This is a genomic window from Bacillus sp. V5-8f (assembly GCF_002863565.1).
Taxonomy (GTDB): Bacteria; Bacillota; Bacilli; order Bacillales; family DSM-1321; genus Peribacillus.
This window is the reverse complement of sequence record NZ_PGUW01000004.1, coordinates 371,504-391,157: the sequence shown is the minus strand read 5'-3', so window position 1 is coordinate 391,157 and position 19,654 is coordinate 371,504. Positions and strand designations below refer to the sequence as shown.

20 protein-coding genes and 1 pseudogene are annotated in these 19,654 nt (G+C 40.8%); 8 read left to right on the top strand and 13 right to left on the bottom strand.

All coding sequences use genetic code 11. From position 1 onward, the window contains the following. Nucleotides 1-11: 11 nt before the first annotated feature. The gene (locus CUU64_RS05950; protein ID WP_101632340.1) at nt 12-2,159 is read right to left on the bottom strand and encodes a DNA topoisomerase III; all 2,148 of its coding nucleotides are present in this window, start codon (nt 2,157-2,159) and stop codon (nt 12-14) included. A gap of 175 nt (nt 2,160-2,334) precedes the next feature. Further along, nucleotides 2,335-3,552, bottom strand: coding sequence for an NO-inducible flavohemoprotein (gene hmpA / locus CUU64_RS05945; RefSeq protein WP_101632339.1), 1,218 nt, complete (start codon nt 3,550-3,552; stop codon nt 2,335-2,337). A 169-nt stretch (nt 3,553-3,721) separates the two neighbouring features. On the opposite strand from hmpA, the gene CUU64_RS05940 reads away from it, so the two are divergent. Continuing rightward, on the top strand, nt 3,722-4,174 hold the full coding sequence (locus CUU64_RS05940) for an RrF2 family transcriptional regulator (protein ID WP_101632338.1): 453 nt from the start codon (nt 3,722-3,724) through the stop codon (nt 4,172-4,174). Nucleotides 4,175-4,430: 256 nt separating this feature from the next. Here CUU64_RS05940 and CUU64_RS05935 read toward each other — a convergent pair whose 3' ends face one another. Together CUU64_RS05935 and CUU64_RS05930 are read right to left on the bottom strand one after the other, a co-directional pair. Continuing rightward, entirely contained in the window at nt 4,431-4,631 is a 201-nt protein-coding gene (locus tag CUU64_RS05935) for a zinc-finger domain-containing protein (RefSeq protein ID WP_101632337.1), read from the bottom strand. Between the two features lie 8 nt (nt 4,632-4,639). Next, nucleotides 4,640-5,302, bottom strand: a complete 663-nt coding sequence (locus tag CUU64_RS05930; RefSeq protein WP_101632336.1) for a reverse transcriptase-like protein — start codon at nt 5,300-5,302, stop codon at nt 4,640-4,642. Between the two features lie 252 nt (nt 5,303-5,554). On the opposite strand from CUU64_RS05930, the gene CUU64_RS05925 reads away from it, so the two are divergent. Together CUU64_RS05925 and CUU64_RS05920 are read left to right on the top strand one after the other, a co-directional pair. Beyond that, on the top strand, nt 5,555-5,974 hold the full coding sequence (locus tag CUU64_RS05925; RefSeq protein ID WP_101632335.1) for a reverse transcriptase-like protein: 420 nt from the start codon (nt 5,555-5,557) through the stop codon (nt 5,972-5,974). Further along, nucleotides 5,952-6,863 (top strand): DMT family transporter, encoded by a 912-nt coding sequence (locus CUU64_RS05920; protein ID WP_101632334.1) that lies wholly within the window; start codon nt 5,952-5,954, stop codon nt 6,861-6,863. The genes CUU64_RS05925 and CUU64_RS05920 overlap by 23 nt, the downstream gene beginning before the upstream one ends. Nucleotides 6,864-6,887: 24 nt before the next feature. On the opposite strand, the gene CUU64_RS05915 is transcribed toward CUU64_RS05920, so the two are convergent. Next, complete coding sequence (locus CUU64_RS05915; RefSeq protein ID WP_257985436.1) at nt 6,888-7,190, bottom strand: DUF6123 family protein; 303 nt, start codon at nt 7,188-7,190, stop codon at nt 6,888-6,890. Between the two features lie 137 nt (nt 7,191-7,327). On the opposite strand from CUU64_RS05915, the gene CUU64_RS05910 reads away from it, so the two are divergent. Then, a complete protein-coding gene (locus CUU64_RS05910; RefSeq protein WP_101632333.1) occupies nt 7,328-7,462 on the top strand; it encodes a small, acid-soluble spore protein L in 135 nt (44 codons plus the stop codon). A 265-nt stretch (nt 7,463-7,727) separates the two neighbouring features. Here the strand turns inward: CUU64_RS05910 and CUU64_RS05905 are convergent, their stop codons facing one another. The 7 genes from CUU64_RS05905 to CUU64_RS22490 all read right to left on the bottom strand — a co-directional run bounded on the left by CUU64_RS05905 (nt 7,728) and on the right by CUU64_RS22490 (nt 15,703). Beyond that, entirely contained in the window at nt 7,728-8,576 is an 849-nt protein-coding gene (locus CUU64_RS05905) for a 5'-3' exonuclease (protein ID WP_101632941.1), read from the bottom strand. Between the two features lie 138 nt (nt 8,577-8,714). After that, nucleotides 8,715-9,473, bottom strand: a complete 759-nt coding sequence (locus CUU64_RS05900) for a nucleotidyltransferase domain-containing protein (RefSeq protein ID WP_101632332.1) — start codon at nt 9,471-9,473, stop codon at nt 8,715-8,717. A 6-nt stretch (nt 9,474-9,479) separates the two neighbouring features. Beyond that, a complete protein-coding gene (locus CUU64_RS05895; protein WP_101632331.1) occupies nt 9,480-13,190 on the bottom strand; it encodes a dynamin family protein in 3,711 nt (1,236 codons plus the stop codon). 121 nt (nt 13,191-13,311) lie between these two features. Continuing rightward, nucleotides 13,312-13,470 carry a hypothetical protein gene (locus tag CUU64_RS21870; RefSeq protein ID WP_180954472.1) on the bottom strand — a complete coding sequence of 53 codons (159 nt, stop codon included), beginning with the start codon at nt 13,468-13,470 and terminating at the stop codon, nt 13,312-13,314. Nucleotides 13,471-13,583: 113 nt separating this feature from the next. Next, nucleotides 13,584-14,123: an isoprenylcysteine carboxyl methyltransferase family protein gene (locus CUU64_RS05890; protein ID WP_308302336.1), complete on the bottom strand. Its 540-nt coding sequence runs from the start codon at nt 14,121-14,123 to the stop codon at nt 13,584-13,586. Next, nucleotides 14,123-15,211 carry a type III polyketide synthase gene (locus tag CUU64_RS05885; protein ID WP_374702702.1) on the bottom strand — a complete coding sequence of 363 codons (1,089 nt, stop codon included), beginning with the start codon at nt 15,209-15,211 and terminating at the stop codon, nt 14,123-14,125. Before CUU64_RS05885 ends, CUU64_RS05890 begins: the two co-directional genes overlap by 1 nt. A 357-nt stretch (nt 15,212-15,568) precedes the next feature. Next, nucleotides 15,569-15,703 (bottom strand): hypothetical protein, encoded by a 135-nt coding sequence (locus CUU64_RS22490; protein ID WP_257985435.1) that lies wholly within the window; start codon nt 15,701-15,703, stop codon nt 15,569-15,571. 200 nt (nt 15,704-15,903) lie between these two features. Here CUU64_RS22490 and CUU64_RS05880 point away from each other — a divergent pair, with 200 nt between their 5' ends. Continuing rightward, on the top strand, nt 15,904-16,269 hold the full coding sequence (locus tag CUU64_RS05880; RefSeq protein WP_101632330.1) for a hypothetical protein: 366 nt from the start codon (nt 15,904-15,906) through the stop codon (nt 16,267-16,269). A gap of 150 nt (nt 16,270-16,419) precedes the next feature. On the opposite strand, the pseudogene CUU64_RS05875 reads toward CUU64_RS05880, so the two are convergent. Then, nucleotides 16,420-16,990, bottom strand: a pseudogene (locus CUU64_RS05875) (solute carrier family 23 protein); the annotation flags it as partial. A gap of 346 nt (nt 16,991-17,336) precedes the next feature. On the opposite strand from CUU64_RS05875, the gene CUU64_RS05870 reads away from it, so the two are divergent. The 3 genes from CUU64_RS05870 to CUU64_RS05860 are packed head-to-tail and all read left to right on the top strand — an operon-like array spanning nt 17,337 to nt 19,641. Then, nucleotides 17,337-17,489, top strand: coding sequence for a cytochrome c oxidase subunit 2A (locus CUU64_RS05870; protein ID WP_101632329.1), 153 nt, complete (start codon nt 17,337-17,339; stop codon nt 17,487-17,489). Nucleotides 17,490-17,509: 20 nt separating this feature from the next. Continuing rightward, on the top strand, nt 17,510-17,986 hold the full coding sequence (locus CUU64_RS05865; protein ID WP_101632328.1) for a cytochrome c oxidase subunit II: 477 nt from the start codon (nt 17,510-17,512) through the stop codon (nt 17,984-17,986). Further along, nucleotides 17,986-19,641, top strand: a complete 1,656-nt coding sequence (locus CUU64_RS05860) for a b(o/a)3-type cytochrome-c oxidase subunit 1 (protein ID WP_101632327.1) — start codon at nt 17,986-17,988, stop codon at nt 19,639-19,641. The genes CUU64_RS05865 and CUU64_RS05860 overlap by 1 nt, the downstream gene beginning before the upstream one ends. Nucleotides 19,642-19,654: the final 13 nt, after the last annotated feature.

Here is a 19,654-nt window from a genome sequence, read left to right as displayed (position 1 = left end):
GCTTGACCCGATTATTTAAACACAAAACTGATCCTTTTTTCCTCTTCATTCCACTCCAAAAAGGCATCAAATGTTTTGTTCCCTTTTTTAAAGCCTTTTATTAAATCTGTTTTTCCATGATCAAGAAGTTTCTTTATATTCGATTGCGAAATTGTTTTGCCAAGCAGTTTTTTGGACAGGGTAAAACTGCATCGTGTGTTGTTATAGTTTGAACATCCATAGAAATCTCCTTTGTCGATAACCGTGCCATTGCAAACCTTGCATTTGCCAACCGATTTTCCCAGAGACCCCTTTGATTTTGTTCTTTGAATGGATTCTGTGTCCAAGCCTTCGAAATTCCATTTCTGTGACATTACCTTCGCATCCTCGATTACTTTAGCTGAGAGCTTTTTTACCTGCTCCATGAACGTTGCCGGCGACGCTTTTCCTTCCCCAATTTCCCTAAGCCGCTGCTCCCACTTGGCTGTCATCTCAGGTGAAGCGAGGATTTTATCGCCGATCGCACTAATTAATACTTTTCCTTTATCAGTAGCAAACACCTGATTTTTCTTTACATCTATATATTTTCGATCCTTTAACATCGTAATGATTCCAGCTCGGGTTGCTTCGGTGCCTAGGCCCTCAGTCTTCATTAAAACTTTCTCCAGCTCTTCGTTATCCAAGTGCTTTCCCGCGGTTTTCATAAGGGTAATCAATTGCCCTTCGGTATAACGTTTCGGCGGCTGTGTTTTTCCTTCTTTTACTTGGACTTTTGCAACCTTTCCTTCTTCACCCTCTGAAAGAATCGGTAAAATAACATCATCGTCTTTCTCTTTTTGATAAATGACTTTCCGCCAACCCTCCTGAATTTGCTGTTTTCCCTTTGATACGAACTCTGCCCGTTTGTCCACAATAGTTGTAACCGTTGTATAATCGAAAATCGCCTGATCATAGTGGGCTGCAATCAGTCGTCGGATCACTAAATCATAAATTTTCTGTTCATCAGCCGAAAGCTGATCTGGATTTTTGACTTGTTCCGTCGGGATGATCGCATAGTGATCCGTCACTTTTTTTTCATTGACATAGCGTTTATTATTTATAATCGAGGAATTCGGCAATGGGAATAATCCTTTATATTGAGGGAGGTCACCAAGCTTTTGAAGAATATCAGGAAATATCTCAGCCTCTCCTTTGGTCACATAATTCGAATCGGAACGAGGATATGAAACAATCCCTTTTTGGTACAAGCTTTGTAAAACGTCCAGTGTTTTTTTAGGGGAAAATTTAAAGATTTTATTCGCTGTTGCCTGCAGGGATGAAAGGTTGAAAAGCATCGGGGGCTGGAACTCCTTGCGTTCCTTTTGTACTTCTCCAATTAAGGCCGGTTTATCCTTGCAAAAAGCGGCAATCTTGTTTGCCATTTCCTCGTCTTTAATACGTGGCTCATTATCTTTTTGCCATTTCCCTTCAATTTTCTTCCCTTGTATATTAAACTGGGCGAGCACTTCCCAAAATGGCTCGGGCTTGAATTCTTCGATTTCTTTTTCCCGTTTGACAATTAAAGCCAGAGTCGGTGTCTGTACACGGCCGGCAGAAAAAACATCCGACATTCCCTGCTTTTTTAGCAGAATGCTATACACCCTTGAAGCATTCATTCCAACCACCCAATCGGCACAGGCCCTAGTGTATGCCTCATAAAATAGGCTTCTTGTTTTTTCCTCATCCAGCAGGTTTTGAAATCCTTCATAGATAGCTTTGGGTGTCAAAGATGAAATCCACAGGCGTCTCATTGGCTTCTTTACACCGCTAAGGTTGACAATATTCCTGATGATCAACTCACCTTCCCGCCCTGCATCCCCTGCATGGATGATTTCAGTTACTTCCGGTTTCCTGATAAGAGAACGCACCAGATTAAATTGCTTCGCCTTGGATTTTGTGACTTCGTATTGAAATCGCTCCGGGATGATAGGAAGGGTTTCGAGTGTCCACTTTTTCCATTCATCCCTATATGTTTCAGGGGATACGAGCTGGCATAAATGGCCCACAGCCCATGTTACATATGCTCCTTTTTCAAAAAGTTCGTTAGGCAGAATTTCAATATATCCTTGTTGCTTTTTTGTTTTAAATTGCTTGGACAGAGCAGCCCCCTGATCGGGCTTTTCAGCAATAATCAGTTTCATAGATTCACCTTCAAAAAAAACTTATATAACACATTATAACCTTTTGAGATGTTTAATGTCTTTATAGTGGCAGGTATATTCTGGACTCTTTTTATGACAAATACAGAAGTTAAGCTTTTATATAAAAATAGAGCCAGCTGCCCTTTTAGGGACAAATGGCTCCACCAAAAAACTATTAAGCTTCCAAACTAGCTGCAGGGCCAAAGAATTCAAAGTGGATATGTGTATCCTCAACGCCCAGCTTTTTCAGGCTTCCGACGATTGCCCGCAAGAATAGCACCGGTCCGCATACAAAGTAATCAGCCTCTCTGTCTGTAATATAATCTTGCAGCCATTCAGCGTCAATAAAACCATCCTTGGCGAAGAACAGTTCTTTTCGATCTTGTTCCGTAGGTTGTTCGTAAACATAGGACAATTCTAAGTTTTTCATCGTGTTTTTTAGCGCTTCTAATTCGTTTTTAAACGCCTGGACTTTGCCGCTTCTGACCGCATGGATGAACTGCACCTGGCGTTCAGGGTTTGCTTCCGCAATTGCGTTTGCCATGCTCATGAAAGGCGTTATGCCCACACCCCCGCTAATAAATACCACAGGAGATAGGCTTTGAGCATCCAGAGTGAATACTCCAGCAGGTGCGGTAACCTCTAAAACATCACCTGTATTGATGTGGTCATGCAAGTAGTTGGAGACGTTTCCATCTGGTGAAGTGCCTTCTGCTTCCCTTTTTACAGAGATACGGTAATATTCCTTGCCAGGGGAAACTGAAAGGCTGTACTGGCGGTTGAATAAGTACTCTTCTCCCGGTATTTCCAATCTTATCGTAATGTATTGCCCTGGTAGAAACGAAGGCACTGCGGAACCGTCTGCCGGCTTTAAATAAAACGATGTGATGACTTCACTTTCCTTTACTTTATCCACCACTTTGAAATTTTTATATTCAGCCCAGCCGTTTTCCTGGCTAACCGCTTCTTGGTACATTTCTTTTTCAATGTCGATGAATACCTGGGCAATTACACCATAAGCTTCTCCCCAGGAATTGATGATATCATCTGTAGCAGCCTCTCCAAGAACCTGTTTAATGGCTCCCAGGAGGTGCTGGCCGACAATGGGATAATGCTCCGGTTTGATGACGAGGCTGCGGTGTTTATGGGCTATTTGCTTAACGACCGGGAGGATCGTTTCAAGGTTATCAATGTATGTAGCTGCCGCTAGGACTGTGTTGGCCAGAGCCGTTTGTTGACGTCCCCTTTTTTGATTGGCATGGTTAAAAATATTTAATAATTCCGGATGGCTTTCAAATAAATTTTTATAGAACACAGTTGTGATTTCCGTACCTTTCACTTCCAAGACAGGTACAGTTGATTTAATAATCTCAATCGTTTTTTGAGATAACATGGTTAAATCCCCTTTTTCTAAATAAGTATTTTAAATACATCTTTATAGTAAGAGCCGGCAAGTTAAAAAGCAATATATTAAATACTTCTTTTTGACTGAAAAAGGTAAACGTTTATGAATTCGTCACAATTATGTTATGATAGGGCAGAAAGAAAGTGGGGGAGAATCTATGCGTTTAACCACTTATTCAGATTACTCGCTAAGGGTTTTGCTGTATTTGGCATCCCAGAAAAATGAACGGCTAGTCAATATAAAAGAAATAGCCGAGGTTTATGATATATCGAAGAATCATTTAATGAAGATCATTTATAACCAAGGAAAAATGGGGTATATTGAAACGGTCCGAGGCCGTAATGGTGGCATTCGTCTTGCCAAGCGGCCATCTGAGATTAATATCGGAGAGATTATCCGCAAAACGGAAGAGGATTTCTATATTGTTGAATGCTTTGAGCAGGGCCATAATAATTGCGTTATCTCGCCTGTCTGCTCTCTAAAGCATGTTTTTAACAAAGCGCTGGATGCTTTTTTGAAAGTGCTTGATGACTATACACTAGAGGACATCCTTGAAAATAAAGTTATGCTCAGAGATTTTTTTGACTTGAAGACAAGTGTACATGACTAATAGACCGTTTCCGATAGGAATCGGTCTATTCCGCCTTTTTCCTTCTTGACCCATCCTTTATCACCCAATAACCTTCTCTATTTCTATTTCCTTTTCGATTTTTAGGCCAACAATGCCTCTTTCGGTTCTCACCAGAGAATGTAAGGGTCATAAGGATTGATCAAAATGATTTCACCGTATTCACTGTTCGACAGCAGCACCCGTTTCCCCCTTATAATTGTATCTTTTTTTTCTATAGAAAATTGTAAAAGTAAAGCTAGCCTTTTGGCATATCTGTTAGCTGAGAGCCGATGGTCCTTATTTTTTCTCCAACTGTACATTGAGAGATACAGAATTTATGGGCTGTGCTTCTCCCTTTTTCTTTTCGTATTGTGGAATACAGAAAGCAACCCTTGCAGTAGTCCTCAAGGATTGTTTCTAATTCAGAATAGATGTCTTTTCGATTCTTCAATTGCATTGCTCCTTTTAGTTTTCGCTTACATTTAGTTTGCTGAAGATTTCTTCACCATTCAGTGCCTGGGTTGCAAGCCTGTCAGCCTCAGCATTCTCTTTTCTGGCTATATGCTCATATAATGGCTTAATCCCGAGCTTGTTGATTTTTTCCTCAATTCGATCAAGCCAGCGGTTCATATTTTCCTCGAAAACTGGCCATTCGCCCGTAAGCTGATTAAGAACAACCTGGGAATCTCCTCTAAATGTGCATGGACGGTTGCGAACCCCTAATTCTTCAAGCTGCCTTACAGCTTCATACATAGCGGCATACTCTGCTTCATTGTTCGAAACCAGTTCTGATAGCAGTGCATTCATACGGATCCGCCATCTTTTTTTGCCTTGACTATAATATATGACAATCCCGATACCGGTTAATCCATTTTCTTTCTGATAGCCCCCGTCAAAATAAATCGTGACATCTTGCGGCTCATCTTCAGTCTCGACGAGCAATTTTCTTAATTCTTTTTTTGACCAGGAAATACCAGCTTCATCTCTAAATTCAACCTGTTTTAGCCGGCCAGCCTTTTCCAGGTCATCCGTAATGATAAGGGCATTCTCGGCGTCTAGCCAATCAGAAAAAAATTCACAAGTTGGCTTTTTGGCGCTTCCGTATGTCCAGGACATGATTACTTTCATCATTCAACCTGCTTTCTCTCATATCTATATCTATGTTCGAATATAAGCAGGAAAAAACCTGCTTTGAAAACTAAATTCCCTTATTTTTTGTTTTAAAAGCCTCATGATTGTATTTTCTCTTATGAATGCATTTTTTAAAAGGAGAGAAGATCATTGAACCGTGTGGCGCCCACTGATTAAGACCATTGTTTGTTTCCTTTTCTTACTATACAATGGAGAAAATGTTCATTTTGCACACAGAGGGGGACAACCATGATTGAAGTATATACCGACGGGGCAAGTGCGGGCAATCCAGGTCCTAGCGGTGCGGGCATTTTCATAAAAAATAATGGCGAGGTGGAACGATATTCGATTCCGCTCGGTATGATGGAGAACCACGAGGCCGAATATCATGCTCTTATAAAGGCATTGGAGATTTGCATAGAAAAAAAGTACAGAACCGTATCATTTCGCACCGATTCGCAATTGATCAACAGGGCCGTCGAAAAGGAATTTGTCAAAAACAAACGTTATTCTCCTCTACTGGATAAAGCCCTTGAACTAACACGCCAACTTGATCTATTTTTCATAAAATGGATTCCAAGCAGCGAAAACAAGTCTGCAGATGATTTGGCAAGAAGAGCGATTCGCATGAATGAAGGGAAAAACCATGAAAAAAACAACCATATCTGATTTTACGTTGCTATTCGTTGTTTTTATTTGGGGAGCAACCTTTGTTATGGTACAGAACGCCATTTCATTCCTTGAGCCGTTCAGCTTCAATGCGGTCCGTTTTCTCTTGGCTTTTTTGTTGCTTGTTATTTGGTATTTTTTATTTTTTCGAAAGAAAGGGTTTATTTGGAATAGTTCACTAATTTTTGCAGGGACCAAGCTCGGGGTCTGGTTATTTCTTGGATATGCTTTCCAAACTTTTGGCCTCCTATACACAAGCCCGGCGAAGGCTGGATTTATTACCGGCTTAAACGTGGTGCTGGTACCGTTATTTTCATTGATGCTATTAAAGCAAAAGCCGACACGATATGCCTTGCTTGGTGTGATGGCAGCAACCGTTGGCCTGTACTTAATGACTATAGTTGAAAGTTCTGCTTTAACAATCGGTGATTTCCTGGTTTTTCTTTGTTCCATCAGTTTTGCGATGCATATCATAACTACAGCAAAATTTGCAGGAGTTTACCCGGCGCTCCCGCTGACGATTGTCCAGATTTGTACGGTCTCATTTTTATCATTTTTTTCATGCGCACTATTTGAGGATGTTTCAGTTGTATTTGATTCCGGAGTGATGCTAAAAACAGAGGTATGGCTTGCTTTGTTTGTAACTTCCTCTTTAGCCACCGCCTTTGCATTTGTAGCCCAGACGTATTTCCAGGCATATACCTCACCAACAAGGGTCGCGGTGATTTTTGCCATGGAGCCAGTATTTGCCGCCGTCACGTCTTTTTTTTGGATTCAAGAACGACTTACCTATGTTACCATTGCCGGCTGCCTTTTTATTTTGCTTGGAATGATCCTGGTCGAACTGCCACATAAAACAAAAGAAGATAACCCGGTGGCAGGCATATAAAAACGGCAGAAACTCTGCCGTTTTTTATGTGAGCAGACCCCTTTTCTTAACGAACATCTCTACTTCCGAACGGGTAGCCAAATTACTTTGTTTTAGCGCTTCAAGCAGGGATATATAAAAGCTCCCGTCAAAATCCTTTTGTGCCTTCAAAGTCATTTCTATTGCGGCATTCACAAGAATATCGCTTGCATTTGTATATTGTTTTCCAAAATATATAAAACCAATATCATCCTCACCGAATGAAAATCCTTTCGATTCAAGGAAGCTAATATATTCCTCAACCGTTTTTCCCATAAAGAACACCAGCCTATCGAGCAATTTCACCATAAATCTTACCTCAAAAATCACGAATTGCCTATATATTTTTCGACAGAAGTTCCCATTATACTTACACCTGTTTAAACAAAAAATATGAGAAGTAGAAATCGCCTGCGCAAATTCAGCATTTAAGGAGGTGATTTTAGGTGAGCAAACATCGTAATAGAGGGGCCGCGGCACATAGCGGCGTTAATCCACAAGGCTATTCTACTGGTGCTGAAAGGGCCAGGGATCCGAAAACGAAGCTTGAAAATGCAGCAAAGAGGAATAATACAAAGTAACAACACATAGACTTCTGACTACACTTATCTTGCAGTCTGTTAAGTAGACAACGGACCTTTCTTAAAGGACCTTAGCTGTGTATTTTTAAGAGCTAAGGATGTCTAGTCATTTTCATGTATGGTTTACTAACACTTTTCATCTTCTGTCCAAAACTTCCATAACGAATGTATTCTCGAGAAAAATGCTCCTAACAAAGTACACAGACGTTAATTTCATCTGTCTAATTCCCAGGAGCAAATTATATCTTGGAAAGCGGTTTGCTTTCTATATAATCAATTTTTGGACGGTTCTAAACCCATGGTCCCTAGCCATTTGCAGGACTTTATCACGGTCATAACTAAATTCGGCTTCTTCCAGCGAGCAAGATACAGGCACATCGCATTTTATTTCGGCCAGTCTCCTCGAAATATGGAGCATGTCAACCGCTTCCTCAATTTTCGCCCGCTGAGTTTTCGTCAGGGCATGGACGTTTTCCAGTATGCCTTCAATGCTTTTATGCTGGATGAGAAGCTTTAAAGCAGTTTTCTCGCCAATGCCTTTTACACCAGGATAATTATCGGATGGGTCGCCCATTAGCGCTTTTAAATCAATCATTTGCCGGGGGCTGATTCCTTTCCACTCAAAGAAGCTTTCCGAACTATGGACCTCGTAATTACCGAAGCCTTTTTTTAAGAGTACAACCGATATGTTATCATCCAGCAGTTGAAGCATGTCTTGGTCACCGGATAAGATATAGACTTCACTATCAGAGGCGGATGCTTTCGCAATTGTACCAATGCAATCATCGGCCTCAAAGCCTTCCAAGCCGATATTTGGAATATCAAATGCTTCCACTGCTTTCTTTACCAGATCAAACTGGGGAATCATTTCTACCGGCGGAGCAGAACGGTTGGCTTTATAGTCGCCGAAAAGTTCGTTGCGGAAGGTTTTGCTTCCCATATCCCAGCATACCGCTACATGAGTGGGCGAGAAGTGGTCAACCGCTGTCAGCATGTGCTTTAGAAATCCTTGAACTGCATTGGTCGGAACACCATTTTTATTAATCATAAACTGCCCGGTCGCAGCCGTCGCAAAAAATGCCCGGAACAAAAGCGCCATTCCATCTACAAGCATGAAGGAGGGCGTTTGTTCTTCATTTCTAATCACCAAAATCCCTCCTATTTTTATATAAAGTTAAGAATTTATTCAAAAAGTCACCTATCTATTATACCATAGCGGGGTGTTTTTCGAAATACTTGTTGGAATCCTGGTTCAAATACCAAGGCAGTTCCATATAATACGATTCATTTCCTCTTCCATTTCATTTCCTTCAGGCAGATCTGGCAGAATACTTTTAATAGCGTCCAATTCGGCTTCAAGTAAAACGGATGTCTCCACCAAAAAATTTCCTGGTAAATATCGATTCATTTTTTTTGACCGAAAAAGTTTCTCGATAGCAAGTCGTACTGGACTGGGGAAAGTGGTCTCAGCTAACAGCTGGTCTACTCCCAGTGGCGGCAGAGTCTTTTTTTGCAAAATGTAACACACCATTAAGTAACATCGGGCCGCCTGGACCATCGTTTTATTCGCTTTTTTCCCCTCATCAGTTATATGCCCCGTAAATACAAGATTGTTACGGGACATATTAAAATAATGTAATCCAAGAGTTCGCTTAGAATAGCAGGTCTGCATAAGTGCTCTAATTTTATTTACAAATTCGTGGTTTGTAAGATCGAATGTACGAGAATAAAACCATTCGAAAAGTCCGGGGTTGTTCTTTTGCATGAGGCGGAAAGCTTTGAACAAATCCCACCCCTCAATTTCATAATCTTGATTCTTGAACGTAATAATCTCACGCTTTGGTTTTAATGAAAGGTATTCACGTATATTTTTTTGCATAAAGATAAACCGGATGTCACAATCTGATTCTGGTGTTTGAAGGCCAAACGAATGGCTGCCGGTTTCAGCAGCCATCCAAATATAAACCTGATTTTCTTTTTCAATCCTTCTTAAAAGTGAAACAGCATCCATTTGCCATCAGTCCTGTGTAAGGTCCTTTATTTGCTTTACGATTGTCTTATAAAACGCAATATCGATCGTTTCTTCCAAAGCAGACCGGAGCCCACTGTAAACTTCCTCTATTTGAGAACCAGAATCTTGTTTAAGCTTTTGCAAGCCTGTTTCAAAAAGCTCGGAATAGAAGGTATACATTTGTTCTTTTTGGTCTGTTGTGTATGTTAAAGCAGGCTGCTCAAGTGCATTTTGCAAGGCTTCACTCATCTTTACTTTTTCATTCTTCTCAAAAAATGACTTCGTGTTCTTAAATATAGCCAATTCTTTCTTAAAGTCAGCCTCATCAAGACCTTCAAACGCCTGTTTAAATTCCATTGTTTTACTTTTTGCTGGCTCATAGTCCCTTATTTGAAGATTTTCCCTAATTCTTGTAATCAATACACTCAGGGTTGAATGCTTTTCTTTTAAAAGGCTTCCGACAAAAAGTTCACTTCGCAGTGCTGTTGCTCTCATCTCCTGGGATAAATCGAAGCCGAGCGAGCCCAGAAACTCTTTTAATGATTTTCGCAATGCGGCCTTCAAATCACGGCCATCATCCTTTAACACAGCAGGATTGAAGGATTCTTTAAAAAAGTCGGGAAAACGGAAAAATACGCGCTGCTTACTGTAAAATGCAAGCTCATCAATCTCTTTCCTCAGCCTTTGTTTTTCAGTATCCCCCTCCAAATTATCCAGAACTTCTTTTATTTGGTCCAATTCACCGTGCAAGGTTGCTAAAGCGAGATTTTTCGAGCGTTCATCCTGGAGGGCGGTAGCAATAACGTCTTCCAGAAGCTGTAACACTCTTGATAGTGCTGCCTGGGAAGACTGTATGGCAAGCAAGGTTAAATCATTCTCGATAAATTCTTTGAATTTCAACTCAAAATTAGGGAGTCCACTATCATGTAGAAAATGATGGGAAAACGGCTTGCCTTCCAATTTTTCTGCAAGTGCCCCCTTGCTTGAGAGTGGGAACAGTTTAGGAAATCTGATGCCAAAACCATTCAGCTGTCCCTTTACATATTCTGTCACTTCCTCAAGCTCTTCACTGGTTTGCGCCAAATCAACAGCATTAACGATAAAAAACATCTTATCCATTGAAAAGGAATCCTTTACACGGCCGAGCTGGATGAGAAATTCTCTGTCAGCCCTTGAAAACGGATGGTTATAGTAAGTCACAAAAAGTATGGCATCTGAATTTTTTATATATTCGAACGCTGCTCCCGTATGACGAGCATTGATTGAATCGGCCCCCGGCGTATCTACAAGCACGATTCCCTGTTTCGTTAATTCACAGTCATAGTACAGCTCAATTAAATCTACAAAACACGATTTTGATTCCTCTGCCGCAAAGCTTTTAAAGCCGTCGATCCCAACTTGAAAGTTTGCGCCAAATTTATCTTGGTATTCAGGATAGCCTTTCACAAAAGCTTTAATAAATGATAGGTGTATCGTACCAGTATCCCCGACTGAAGATTGATTTAACAGCTCACCTGCCATCTGATAAGCCTCATCCAGAGAACCTGCTGTGATGTCATATGCGGAAAGGGCAATTGACACGTCCTCTAGCAGCATTTCTGCGGTCTTCAGCGTTATAGTTGCTGTACCGTGGGCATTCTGATCGTTTGGCGCCATGATTTTATTAATTGCCGCAGTAGTCGGATTTGGCGATACAGGCAATACACTTTCACCCATCATTGCGTTCGCGAACGATGATTTCCCGGCACTGAACGCTCCAAAAAGTGCGACAGTAAAGGTTTGAGAATTTAGCCGTGTCGCTTTCTCTTTCAGCTCATTGTACAAGGATTGAAAACCCTTCAAAGGCTGAATCAGCCCCGCGGCTTTCTCTAACGCAGTAGAAGTTTTATGCAATTTGTCCTTTCCGGTCACATCTTGGGATTTTTGCTCCTCTTTTACAACGGTCGCTTCAGAAGAATCAGGCAGATCTTTTATATCCCTTTGCAGGGTATCTTCCCGACATTGTCGGTTGGCCGCTGCTATATCGGTATGAAGGACGGTTACATCGTTTTCTTCACTTAGCCATTTTTCGAGCAGCTTCCCCGAGTTCATAATTTCCTGGGATAGCCCTCTGTGTGCAAGTATATCAAAAAGCGTCCTTTTTCTTTGTTCCACGGTATCTTTCAGTAATGACACCGTTTCAATAGCTTGTTGATAACGAGCATAGCTTTTCAATTCTTGTTCAATAGAATCTATTTCCCCAAAAGTGTTATTTCTTAAAAAAGTGACAAGTGCTTCAAGAAAGCGGTCTGCTTCATTCCTTGCAGCCTTTTTTACCGCAGAAGCAATCTCATTTGTGTAATTCAGAACATATTCCCCAGTAATATTTACCTGAGACTTTTGGGAATTAACAAGTATTTCTTTAGAAACCATTACCTCTATTCCTTGTCCTGCCTTTTCAAGCGCACTGTCAAAAATCCCAGCTTCCTTGAGGGTGCCTCTTGCCAGTTCCTTTAAATGCCAATCGAGCTGGGTTTTTACTTTTTCCTGAAGGTCGGATAGGAATGCTTGCTCTCTCTTTTCCCGTTCCTCTTCTGTTTTCTTTTTTGAGAAAAACAACCCTACCTTGAATTCGGGTTGGTTGGACTCCAAATATCGAACTGCCAAATCCCTTGTTTGTGCCGGCATGATATAAGCGTTTTTCAGGATTGATTCCAGTCCATCAAGAAATTCCTTTTTTACGTGCTCTGGAAGCTCATTTATCATATTCTTTTTTTCATTTAGGGAAAACAGGCGGCTGGTAACTTCCTGTTGTTTCTCCGCTGGGAGCTCCGCCAAAATTTCCAGTGATGGCGCATTCTCCTCCTCCAGTGCTTCCCTGAAGCGGATTGTATGGTCTTCCACAAGCCTGCCAGCAGCTTCCATTGCAGATCGAATACTTGCTTCCTCTCCCATTTCCCCCTGTTTAAAGATAAAATCCTTCACTTCCTCAATCTGATTATTTTCATTTTCCAGATCCCTTAGAGACGTGAAGAAAAACCCACTTGGGTAAACTCCCCAGTTAGCAAAGGCGTCAATAACAGAGCTCTTGAATTCCTGAAAACTAAGTTCAGTGTCCTCGTGCTTATCGATCATATTGATGATCAAGTAAATGTTTTTATTTGCTTCTTGCAATTCTTTTGTAAAATGGAAATTCACTTCTGATTGTACATGGTTGTAGTCCATTACATAAAAGATTACATCTGCCAAATGAAGCGCCGATTCAGTGGCAACCCGATGCGCATCATCAGTTGAATCTATTCCAGGGGTATCCATGACCGCGCAAGTATCAGGCAGAGGAAATTCACTGGAACTGATAGTAATCGAAGATACGCTGTTCCCGTCTTTACAAAAAGCTTTTACCTCTCTGTAATCATAGGGTGCAGGAAAAAGGACAGGCTTGGCGTTATAGTAATACACCTTCGCATAATCATCGCCGCGTTGGAGTTTAACTGTATTCGCACTTGTTGGGATCGGGCTGGAAGGAAGAACATCGTTACCTAGCAAATAATTGATCATACTGGATTTGCCGGCGGAAAAATGCCCGCAAAAAGCGATCGTTGTCTCCCTTTTATGTAGCTTCAGGATCAATTGCTTTATTTTGGCGGCATTTGAAGAATCCTTTCCGGACTCGAACGCCTCATACAGTGAAATTAAAGATTCTAAATTGTTTTCCTGTTTTGTTGATTGTTGGACCATTTATGCTTTCCCCTTAGTCGTTTGAGTATTGTTAATACTCATATTATTGTAATCGATTTCGTTTTGGTTTCCTATATTTATTAAAAAAATAAAAAGCCATAAAAAAACCAGGTATGTATCTTTACCTGGTTGTAGCTGCTGGAACCAATTCTGTCCTTGTTGGTTCTTGTATGTATGTATGTTGAGGAGCAGTTTGTACAGGCTGCTGGATATTCCTCAGTACGTATCTCATCACCAATAAATATGAAACAATCGTCAATAAAACGAATAGTAAAATCATAAAGAACACCGTCCTTTTCTATTCTGGTTGTTTATTCATTGAGAATAATTTTCATCTTCAGTGTTAATATTATCATGAACGATAATCATTTTCAATGAGAAGATTCAAATTTTTCACTTTTCAGTTTTTTGTGCAAAAACGGTATTATACCTGGTCAGGTTTCCCAAAGCGTTCTCTTCCTCTGGAATGCGGACGGCCATCATCCACATGTTCAATAAAGTAAACAAAGCGCCTGTAAAATAGGCATTGAACAGCAGGCAGATTACAATAATTTCTACGGCAACCACTAGGTAATTTGGATGCTTCATGAACTTATACGGGCCTTTTGCAGTAATTTCGGACTTCGGGAGGACAATAATTTTTGTATTCCAGAACTTTCCAAGAGATGTAATAATCCATCCCCTTATTAACTGGACCAGGATAAAAAGAACAATCCAAAACGGCCATATAGATGAGAGACCAAAACCTCTTAACGAAACTTCCAAAATTAATATAGTGAAGAAGCCTATATGCATCATAACCATCCACGGATAGTGGGACTTACCGAATTCAATGGCTCCCTGCGCCTTCATCCATCGTTCATTTCGCTTCGCAATCTTTAATTCAAGAAGACGCTGCATGCCGACAATTGAAATAAACAGCAAAAAAAACACTATTCCCACCTCATCAATAACAACTCGGACGAAAATCCGGGACCAAGAGCGGCGGCGAGGCCATAATCACCTTTTCTCGGCTCTTTATGCAGAAACTGTTCGAGCACGTATAAAATCGTAGCTGACGACATATTTCCATAATCCTGTAGGATCTTCATTGAAATTTCCGTTTTTTGCTCATCAAATCCTAATGCCTCTTCATACGCTTGAATTACTTTCATGCCCCCTGGGTGCGCAATAAAATGTTCTACGTCTTGCAAGGATAGTCCATGATCCGTTAAGAAACCTTCTACATTTGGTTTTAACCATTCTTTTATAATAGTCGGAATATCTTTTGAGAACACAACATGCAGTCCCTTATCCTTTACATCCCATCCCATGACATCAAGTGAGTCTCTCATTAATGTAGATCTGGTGGACAGTATATTCGGTTTAGCAGCCTGTTTAGAAAGCAATTCTCTTTGTACCTCGTCTCCGGCAATCAGCGCACAGCCGATCCCGTCGGAGAATAGGGAGGTTCCAATTATATTACTTTTTGAAACATCATCCTTCTGAAAGGTCAAGCTACAAAGCTCCACACAAAGAACAAGGGCCAGAGCATCTGGAAAGGCTTTGCAATATTCAAATGCCCTTGACAATCCGGCTGCCCCTCCCGCACATCCAAGCCCCCAGATCGGAATTCTTTTTGTGTTGTCTCTAAACGGAAGCAAATTCATGATTCTGGCATCGATTGTTGGTGTAGCCAATCCGGTGCTTGATATGTAAAAAAATGCATTGATCTCCTCTGGTTCAATAACTCTTTGTAGAAAGTCCAAATTGCCCAAGCATTCTACTACTGCCTGGCACCCGTAATGCACCGCTTGCTCCATATAAACTTCATTTGTTTCCTCAAAACTGTGCTCCCCGTTAAACCATTCTATATTCTTTGAAAAATAGCGCGTTTTAACTTGGCCGTTTTTAAAAACCCGTAAAAGCCTTTCCAGATTCTTATAGGAAGAACCAAACATTTCCCTGGCAAATTCCATAACAGCTTCCTGGGTTATTTTATGAGGTAACTTGATATGGGAAGACGAAAGAATATAAGGCAATGAATTCACACCTTTACAACATTATTATGTTTACTATTCCGCATTTTCCGTGATAATATCTTGAAAGTTCCCCATTTTTTAACATTTAAAACGTATATTCTACCTATTCATTGTTATTATTGTTTAAAATGTTCGGAGGCTCATCATGGCTGCCAGTTTAACAATAACGAATGTATTAAATAGCACAACAACATTCTTTTCAAAATTGAAATGCCCAAAAAGGGGTAGACACCTACCGGTTGGCCAGCTTTGGTTCAGTTCAAAGACAATATAGAACCATTATATATGATCTTTTATTCCGAAAAAAAATCAGGCTGTTCTCTTGTGCTAAGAGGGTTCAACCTGATTTACCCAAAACTATTCACCTTCTCGATTTTTCTGGAACTGAACGTTAATTTCAATTGATTGAAAGTCCTCTTTCCCACATACACGGCAACTGCTTTCTTCATTATGCAAGGTCCGGCAGTACACGCAGTATTTTTGCTCCATCATGCTACAGTCCCCTTCAACTAATATTATTTCATTCTATGCAAAAGTGACTTAATTAGTTCCACTCATTTATTTTTTTAAGATAGCAGTTTTAAGGTATATCCATAATTTTATGCTGCTGTTTGTACTTAATTGTTTACGAGCTTGATAATTGGGAATTACAAAAAAGAAGTTTAATTATTTAGGCAAGGAGGAGGCAAAACATGAACAGTTTTTTGAATCAAGTCATTGACAAAGCGAAAGCCACTATAGGCCAAGCTACCGCAAATGTGAAAGAAGCGATATTTTCTATCACAGGTACTTCTTCTATAACGTTGAGCCAATTGGCCGGGTACATTGAGAACCATCCTGACACTAAACGAAGCGGCAAGCCGATGTTAGGACAAATGTACTCCTTTTACCGGCTAAGGGATGGGGATATTGAATATTATATGGAAAAGAAGAATTCTGCCGTCCTGCATCTGGATGCTTGCACAGGTGAACAAAGTATAGTATCCTTTCGTTCTTACAAGGACGGTCATTCTCTGTCAACGCCTATTACATTCCCTGAGCTTTCGGCTAAATCATGAATGACGACTCATTGGCAGCCCTTTTCACTGCAAACGTCATATTTTCCAAAAAACTTAGAGATAAAAAGCTGTCTACACAGTTTACTAACAAAAGTAAATGGTAGACAGCGTTGTTTTAACTTACTCTCTGTTCCGTAACAGTAACTATTTCTATTTTTTTGTTATTTTTTCAATATTAAAGAATACTTTCATTAAAATAGCTGTTAGGCTTCCTGCTACAATACCATTACCTGTAAGGATCTGAACGCTTTCAGGCATTTTAGCAAATAAATCCGGCACTGCTGTAACGCCAAGTCCCATTCCTACAGAACAAGCAATAGTCAAAAAATTTTCCTTGGAAGTAAAATCCACGCTGCTAAGCATCTTGATACCATATGCCATGACCATACCGAACATTGCAATCATTGCCCCTCCAAGCACAGCGGATGGAATGATCGTAGTCAGAGATCCAATTTTTGAGGAATCCAATCAAGATAAGCATGCAGGCCATTGTATAAATGACATTTTTGCTCTTTACACCTGAAATCTGCAGGACACCGACATTTTGGGAATAAGTTGTGTATCCAAACGCATTAAAGAAACCACCAAGAATGATGGCTAGCCCTTCTGCCCGATAACCCTTCTCCAACTTCTCCTGCGATACTTCCTTTTTTCAAATCTCCCCTAGCGCATAAAAAACTTCAGTCGATTCCACCAAACTAACTATCGCTACCAGAATCATAAAAGCCAAGGACCCTGCTCTTACCCATTCCGGAGTGAAGCAAGATTCCTTGGCTTATTTTGGTCTAAACTGGTTGTACATTCCTTTTATTGTAAAGCCGTGAAGGCAATAAACAATTTTAAGAATTTTTAAGACTAATCGTAACATCACATTTCTTTCACAACTTCATAAATGGAAAAAGTGATGAAAGTCACTGCTAAATCAAATTTCCCCTATTATCATGTTAAATAAGTATAGATTGAACAATATGTGAAACGAGAAAAACCAACTAGAATCTAACAAATTGTCTTGTATGATGAGAATGTACACATCCAATTTCTGAATTTTCTAGGAAGGAGTGAAAAATATGGCGTCACCAGAATTAAACACCAAAACCCGAACAAAAGTGGAGGATAACCATTCTTCGCTTACTGGAACTCTTGCATCCGTTTTCATTCTTGGATTTATTCTCATCATTACATGGGTCAGTGTGTATTTCTTGTATTTGGACCGTTTATAGGAATGTAAGGGGGAAAAATTATGCATATGCATAAGTTCGAAAAATTTTGGCTCGTGTTCGGTATAGGGTCGCTTCTTCTGTTCCTTACCGTCGTTGGTGTAAGCGCATTCTTCATGGGGAACCAACCGCCTAGTTGTTTAACCACGATAGATCCCCAAAAGGTAGATACTACTAAGCCTTTCAATAAACCAGGGCTTAACAAGGTTGAAGGCAAGGATTGGGACTATGAATTAGTGTTCGTTGCATCCGCATTTTCCTACAATCCGGCAAAAGTTGAAGTTCCCAAGGGATCAAAGGTAAAGGTCATGGCGACCACGAAGGATGTCATCCATGGTTTTGAAGTGGCTGGAACAAATATCAATATGATGCTTGAACCGGGTTATGTCAGCGAATATGTTACCACATTCAACAAGACAGGGGAATTCCTAATTCTATGTAATGAATATTGTGGTGTTGGTCACCATATGATGAGCTCCAGAATTGAGGTGGTTAAATAATGAAAAGCACAGCCGGAATAAATAAAGTGAACCCGCGCGATGCCAGGCTATCCATGGCCCATTTCTATGTTGCGTTTATTGCATTAGCGCTTGGAGGCCTTGCAGGGCTTTTCCAGGTGTTAGTGCGTTCGGGAAAGTTCGAGCTCCCTGCCCCGATTACTTACTATCAAGTATTAACCGTCCATGGTGTATTACTGGGACTTGTCCTTACAACATTCTTTATTATTGGGTTCCAAATAGCAGCAATGAGCCGTACAGCCGGTACCTTGTCAAACGGGGCAAGAAAGTCCGGATGGGCTGGTTTCTGGTTAATGACAATTGGAACGTCCATGGCTGCGGCGATGGTTTTGTTAAATAAAGCATCTGTACTTTTTACTTTCTATGCACCGCTCCAGGCCCATCCTATCTTCTATGGCGGATTGACGTTAATCGTAGTGGGCAGCTGGATTGGAGGTGGAGCTTTGCTTACTTCGTATATAAGATGGCGCAGAAACAATCCCGGCAAAGTAAGCCCATTATTAAGCTTCATGGTAGTAGTCAATACACTTCTTTGGATTGTCGCAACCATTGGTGTGGCCGCTACAGTGCTTTTGCAAATGCTTCCTTGGTCGTTAGGCCTTGTGGAAACGATTGATGTTTTGATTAGCCGTACCCTTTTCTGGTATTTTGGGCATCCGCTTGTATATTTCTGGTTATTGCCTGCTTATATGTGCTGGTACGTAATCATCCCAAAAATTATTGGCGCCAAAATTTTTTCAGATTCATTGGCACGAATGTCTTTCATCTTATTCTTGCTATTCTCTATTCCTGTTGGTTTTCACCATCAATTAACCGAACCTGGCATTGATCCAGTATGGAAGTTCTTGCAGGTTGCCTTAACATTCCTAGTTGTCATTCCATCGTTAATGACAGCGTTCTCTTTGTTTGGGACATTTGAAACATACGGACGCCAAAAAGGAGCAAAAGGATTATTCGGATGGCTTAAAAAGCTCCCTTGGGGTGATGCAAGATTTACAGTGCCTTTTATTGGAATGGTTGCATTTATCCCAGCAGGCGCAGGCGGAATGGTGAACGCATCGCACCAAATGAACCAGGTTGTGCATAACACAATCTGGGTAACTGGGCATTTCCATCTAACACTTGCCACTGCAGTTGTCCTAACATTTTTCGGCATCTCTTATTGGTTGATTCCTCACCTGACGGGTCGTATATTAACTAAGAAAATGAATAAACTGGCCCTCGTCCAAGGTTGCCTTTGGGCCATTGGAATGACCTTCATGTCCGGAGCGATGCATGCTGCAGGTCTTCTTGGAGCACCACGCCGCTCATCATTCTCAACGTACGGTGGTTCTTCACAAGCAGCTGAATGGATTCCATATCAACTTGCCCAAGCAGTTGGGGGTACAATCCTCTTTATTGCTATTATCTTAGTTTTGATTATTTTTATTAACCTGGCATTTTTTGCACCTAAAGGAGAACAGGAATTCCCTGTTGGAGAGGCGGCAGAAACAGCGGAAAAAACACCATTGGTTTTCGAGAACTGGAAAATATGGCTTGGAGTCACGGTCGTATTGATTCTATTCGCTTACACAATCCCGCTGATTGATATGATCCAAAACGCACCTCCTGGCCAAAAAGGATTCAAATTATGGTAATAGGCAAAGAAGC